The 5,241-nt window shown below is 63.6% G+C and carries 4 protein-coding genes and 1 pseudogene; 2 read left to right on the top strand and 3 right to left on the bottom strand.

The genetic code is table 11. From position 1 onward, the window contains the following. Positions 1-117: 117 nt before the first annotated feature. Positions 118-1,182 carry a class II fructose-bisphosphate aldolase gene (gene fba / locus EN969_RS15685; protein ID WP_013532928.1) on the top strand — a complete coding sequence of 355 codons (1,065 nt, stop codon included), beginning with the start codon at positions 118-120 and terminating at the stop codon, positions 1,180-1,182. 57 nt (positions 1,183-1,239) lie between these two features. On the opposite strand, the gene ftsZ is transcribed toward fba, so the two are convergent. After that, complete coding sequence (ftsZ, locus tag EN969_RS15680) at positions 1,240-2,274, bottom strand: cell division protein FtsZ (protein WP_063167603.1); 1,035 nt, start codon at positions 2,272-2,274, stop codon at positions 1,240-1,242. Positions 2,275-2,757: 483 nt separating this feature from the next. Between ftsZ and EN969_RS15675 the strand changes: the two genes are divergently transcribed. Continuing rightward, positions 2,758-4,113 carry a glutamine synthetase family protein gene (locus EN969_RS15675; RefSeq protein WP_063167602.1) on the top strand — a complete coding sequence of 452 codons (1,356 nt, stop codon included), beginning with the start codon at positions 2,758-2,760 and terminating at the stop codon, positions 4,111-4,113. Positions 4,114-4,119: 6 nt separating this feature from the next. Here the strand turns inward: EN969_RS15675 and EN969_RS15670 are convergent, their stop codons facing one another. Then, a complete protein-coding gene (locus tag EN969_RS15670; protein WP_063167601.1) occupies positions 4,120-4,917 on the bottom strand; it encodes an amino acid racemase in 798 nt (265 codons plus the stop codon). Further along, positions 4,914-5,241 (bottom strand): annotated as a pseudogene (locus EN969_RS15665) (sodium:dicarboxylate symporter); the annotation flags it as partial. The gene EN969_RS15670 and the pseudogene EN969_RS15665, both read right to left, overlap by 4 nt.

The following is a 5,241-nucleotide window of genomic DNA, read 5'->3' as shown; positions in this document are numbered from 1 at the left end:
GAGAAGCGCTCCGAAGGTTGCGGTTCCCTTGAAATCCCGCCAGAAGCATCAAGGGCCGACCGGCAAACCGGCCGGCCCGCGACGTTGCGCTTGAAACCAGATACGGGAGACTATTGGGTGGCTCGCATAACACTGAGACAATTGCTCGACCACGCCGCCGAATACGGCTATGGCGTGCCCGCTTTCAACATGAACAACATGGAACAGGGCCTCGCCATCATGGAGGCCGCCGAGGAGACCAAGTCGCCGGTCATCCTGCAGGCTAGCCGCGGCGCGCGCGCCTATGCCAATGACGTGGTGCTGGCCAAGCTGATCGACGCGCTGGTCGAAATCCATCCCGACATTCCGGTCTGCATGCATCTCGACCATGGCAACAACGAAGCCACCTGCGTCACCGCGATCCAGTACGGCTTCACCTCCGTCATGATGGACGGATCGCTGAAGGAAGACGGCAAGACGCCGGCCGACTACGCCTACAATTCCGGCATCACCAAGCGCGTCGTCGACATGGCGCATTGGGGCGGCGTGTCCGTCGAAGGCGAGATCGGCGTGCTCGGCTCGCTCGAGAGCGGCGGCGGCGAGCAGGAAGACGGCCACGGCGTCGAAGGCGCGATCAGCCACGACCAGCTTTTGACCGATCCCGAACAGGCGGTCGAGTTCGTCAAGGACACCCATGTCGATGCGCTGGCGGTGGCCATGGGCACCAGCCATGGCGCCTACAAATTCTCGCGCAAGCCGGACGGCGCGGTGCTGGCCATGAACGTCATCGAGGAGATCCATCGCCGCCTGCCGAACATGCACCTGGTCATGCACGGCTCGTCCTCGGTGCCCGAGGATCTGCAGGAGATCATCAACAAATATGGCGGCCAGATGAAGCCGACCTGGGGCGTGCCGGTCGAGGAGATCCAGCGCGGCATCAAGCACGGCGTGCGCAAGATCAACATCGACACCGACAACCGCATGGCGCTGACCGGCGCGATCCGCAAGGTGCTGACCGAGAACCCGAGCGAGTTCGACCCGCGCAAGTATCTGACACCGGCCATGGCCGCCATGCGCAAGCTCTGCAAGGAGCGCTTCGAACAGTTCGGCACCGCCGGCAACGCGCAGAAGATCAAGCCGCTGCCGGTCGCCGAAATGGCCAAGCGCTACAAGTCGGGCAGTCTGGACCCGAAGTTCGGCTGAGCTGAACGCTGGTATCGAGGGCAGGAGCGCGGCAGCGCCCTGCCCGTTTACCGAACGCTATTGAAGCGTGCGCGCCGGCGGCTGACCGGCGTGGTCGCGCGCGATGCCGGCGTCGGCATCCTCGGCGCCAAAAGCACGGTCGAGGCCCGTCGCCACGACCGAGACCCTGAAGCGGCCTTCCATGCCCTTGTCGAAGATGGCGCCAACGATGATGTCGGCATCCTCGTAGACCTCTTCGCGAATGCGGGTGGCGGCCTCGTCGACTTCAAACAGGGTCATGTCCCTGCCGCCCGATATCGAGACCAGCACGCCCTTGGCGCCTTTCATCGACACTTCGTCGAGCAGCGGGTTGGCGATCGCGGCTTCGGCCGCCTTCATCGCGCGGCCTTCACCGGAAGCCTCACCGGTGCCCATCATGGCGCGGCCCATGTCGCGCATCACGGATTTGACATCGGCGAAGTCGAGATTGATCAGGCCTTCCTTGACGATGAGGTCGGTGATGCAGCTGACGCCGGCATAGAGCACCCGGTCGGCAATGACGAACGCATCGGCGAAGGTGGTCTTGGCATCGGCGATCCTGAACAGGTTCTGGTTCGGGATGACGATCACCGTGTCGGCGCTCTCGCGCAGCCGCTCGATGCCTTCTTCGGCCATCTGCATGCGGCGCCGGCCTTCAAAGGTGAACGGCTTCGTGACGACGCCAACCGTCAGGATGCCGGCTTTGCGCGCCGCCTGGGCGATGATTGGAGCCGCACCGGTTCCCGTGCCGCCGCCCATTCCGGCGGTGACGAAACACATATGCGTGCCGGCCAGATGATCCATGATCTCGTCGAGCGATTCCTCGGCCGCGGCGCGACCGATCTCGGGAAGCGATCCGGCGCCCAGCCCTTCGGTGACATGAGCGCCAAGCTGGATCAGCCGCGTCGCCTTGGACATAGTCAGCGCCTGCGCGTCGGTGTTGGCGGCGATGAATTCGGTACCCTGAAGCTGCTCGGCGATCATGTTGTTGACGGCATTGCCGCCGCCGCCGACGCCGATAACGGTGATCTTGGGTCTCATCTCGGAGATTTCGGGCTTCTTGAACTCGGCCATGCCTGTTTCTCCTTCGTCAATTGCGCGCGCTTCACGACCCACCCGCAGACTGCCTTGGGCATATTGCAATCGAGCGGCATGACGCGAATCAGTCCGTTGCGATGGGTACCCCAAAAAGCCAGACAGCGGCCAGAGGTGCAAGTGCATGCGAGGTCAAGATTTGTGATGACCGTTTTGCACAGCGTGGCTCGGGCGCTGCGTGCGCCAGATCTTACCGCAGCGAACTCGCCGCTCCCGCCGATAGCGGCTGCGCGCTGGTTTACCGTCTCGTGCTTGGCATTCCGCCCTCCAACCTCTATGTTGCGATCGCAGATCGCGCAATTGGTTTTGAAATGCCTCCCGACATACCAGCTAGTGACTTGAAAAAATAAGGAAAAGCGCTTGGCGACAGCCACGTCTGTTTTCCTAAAACTCACCAGCTATTTTTACCAGGGACGTGCGGCCGGTCAGGCTGCGGCACCTTCGAAAACCAGAGGTTTTAAATTGAGCGATGCAATTGCGGACGTTTTGAACTGGCTTGAAAGCAGAACCGACATCCAGAGCCTCAGGGCGGCGGTGTGCGACCTCAACGGTATCATGCGCGGCAAGCGCATTCCCGTCGAGCAGGCAAGAAAGGCGCTGGAAGGCAAGCTGCGCATGCCTTTTTCGCTGATCGGACTGGATGTCTGGGGCGAAGACATCGAAGGCAACAGCCTGGTTTTCTCGACCGGCGATGCCGATGGACTGTGCCAATGGACCGGGCGCGGCATTCTGCCGGTGGCCTGGACGGCGCATCCGACGGCACTTGTCCCGCTGTGGCTTGCCGACGAAAGCGGCGCGCCCTATCTCGGCGACCCGCGACGGGCGCTGGCCCGCATCCTCGATCGCTACAAGGCCCTGGGCCTGACCCCGGTCGCGGCAACGGAACTCGAATTCTACCTCGTCGATCCGCAATCGCAGCGGCCGGTCGGCCCTGTCTCGCCGGTGACCGGACGCCGGCTCGATTCCGACGCGGCGCTGTCGATCGACGAAATCGACGATTTCGAATCCTTCATCCATGACGTCTACGAGGCTTGCCGGACGCAAGGCATTCCCGTCGACACGGCCATCGCCGAAAACGGCGTCGGTCAGTTCGAGATCAATCTGAACCATGTCGCGGACGCGTTGCGGGCGGCTGACGATGCGGTGCTGTTCAAGCGCACGGTGAAGGGCATTGCCCGCAAGCACGGCTTTGCCGCCTGCTTCATGGCCAAGCCCTATGGCGACCGGGCGGGCAACGGCTTTCACGTTCATTTCAGCCTGGTCGACGGTGAAGAGCGCAACGTCTTCGACGACGGCACCGACCAGGGCTCGGAGACCATGCGCCATGCAGTCGGTGGCCTGCTTGCGGCAATGGCCGAGAGCACGCTGGTATTCGCGCCGCACTTCAATTCGTACCGCAGGCTGCGCCCAAGATCCTATGCGCCAACCGCGGTCGCCTGGGGCTATGAGAATCGCATGGTCGCGATCCGCATTCCGGGCGGGCCGACCGCTGCTCGCCGTATCGAGCACCGCGTATCGGGAGCCGACGCCAACCCCTATCTGGTGCTCGCGGCCATATTGGGCGCCGCGCTGACCGGCATCGAAAGACAGTTGTCGCCAGGTGATCCGATCGGCACAGACGGCCAGGGACTTCCGCCGGCAAAGCTGCCGCCGGACTGGGCATCCGCGATCGCCGCCTTCGAGAGCGGGACGCATGTGGCGGAGATTTTTCCAGCCATCCTGCGCGACTCCTTTGTGGCCTGCAAACGCCAGGAGCTGAACACGTTCGCGCTCAATGTCAGCGATTTCGAGATCGAGACATACCTCGAGAGCGTCTAGATCGGGTTACGCCAGTACGGCCAAGCTGCCGCGCATCGGCCAATCATGTCCTGGCGGCCGCGATACGGTCGGCAGCCCTCGGGCTTCCTGCGTACCGAACCCTAATCGCGTCAGGCAGGCTCGCGCCAGGGCCGCATTGCTGTCGATGACGAGCAATCCATTCACGTCGTTGAGGCTGGCGGCCACCACCGACAGTTCGGTGCAGCCGAGCAGGGCGGCATCGGCGCCGGCCGCTTGCGCGATGTCGAGCGCGCGCTCGGTTTCAACCGCCGCATCCGCGATCGAACCCGCCTTGACGAGGCTGATCGCGCTGTCGACGCACGCCTGAAATTCGGTGTTCGAGGGAAGGCAGAGCTCAAATCCCGCCGCCGACATCCTGTCCTGATAGAAGCCGGAGACCAGCGTGCCCTGGGTGGCGAGAACAGCAACCCGGCCCCGCTCCAGGCTACGACGCGTCTCCGCCACCACGGCGTCGCCGATATGGATGATTTCCGCGCGCGAATTCGCCGCCAGTTGGTCGTACCAATGATGGGCGGTGTTGCACGGCATCGCGACGCAGGCGACGCCGAGCGCATTGAGCGTCGCGACCGCCGCTTTCAAAGGCGCCAGCGGGCCGTCATGGCCGGCAAGGATGGCTTCGGTCCTGTCGGGCAGCTGCGGTACGCTGAGGATCACGGCAGGCACATGTTCGTTGTCTCTGAACGCCTGGGTCATCCGGGTCAATTTGAAGTAGAAGTCAGCCGATGCAAGCGGCCCCAGGCCGCCGATAATGCCGAGCTGGGGACGGATGCTGTCGTCGATCATCCGGCAGGCTCGGCTTCGAGCTGTTCCGAGACGGTTTCAGGCTGTGTCGCCTCCCTGTGGCTGGGAGCGATCATTGCCGTGCTCGCCGCGACGGTGCAGACGCTGGCCAGCGTCATGAACGTGTCCACGGCCGCATCCACCGCGACGAACAAAGCGAACGCCGCCTCGAAGGGAAGCTTCAGGTAGCCGCAGACGATGGACATCTGCGACAGGATGAGCAGGCTGCCCATGCCGCCGGTGGTGAGCGCGAGAAGCGCCGAGATGATGCCGACGAGCACGAGGTCGGGGACTGCAAGCGGATGGCCGTAGAGCTGGGCGATGAAC

The sequence above is a fragment of the Mesorhizobium sp. M7A.F.Ca.CA.003.01.2.1 genome, assembly GCF_003998945.1.
Lineage (GTDB): Bacteria > Pseudomonadota > Alphaproteobacteria > Rhizobiales > Rhizobiaceae > Mesorhizobium > Mesorhizobium ciceri.
This window is presented reverse-complemented; position numbering and strand designations above follow the sequence as displayed.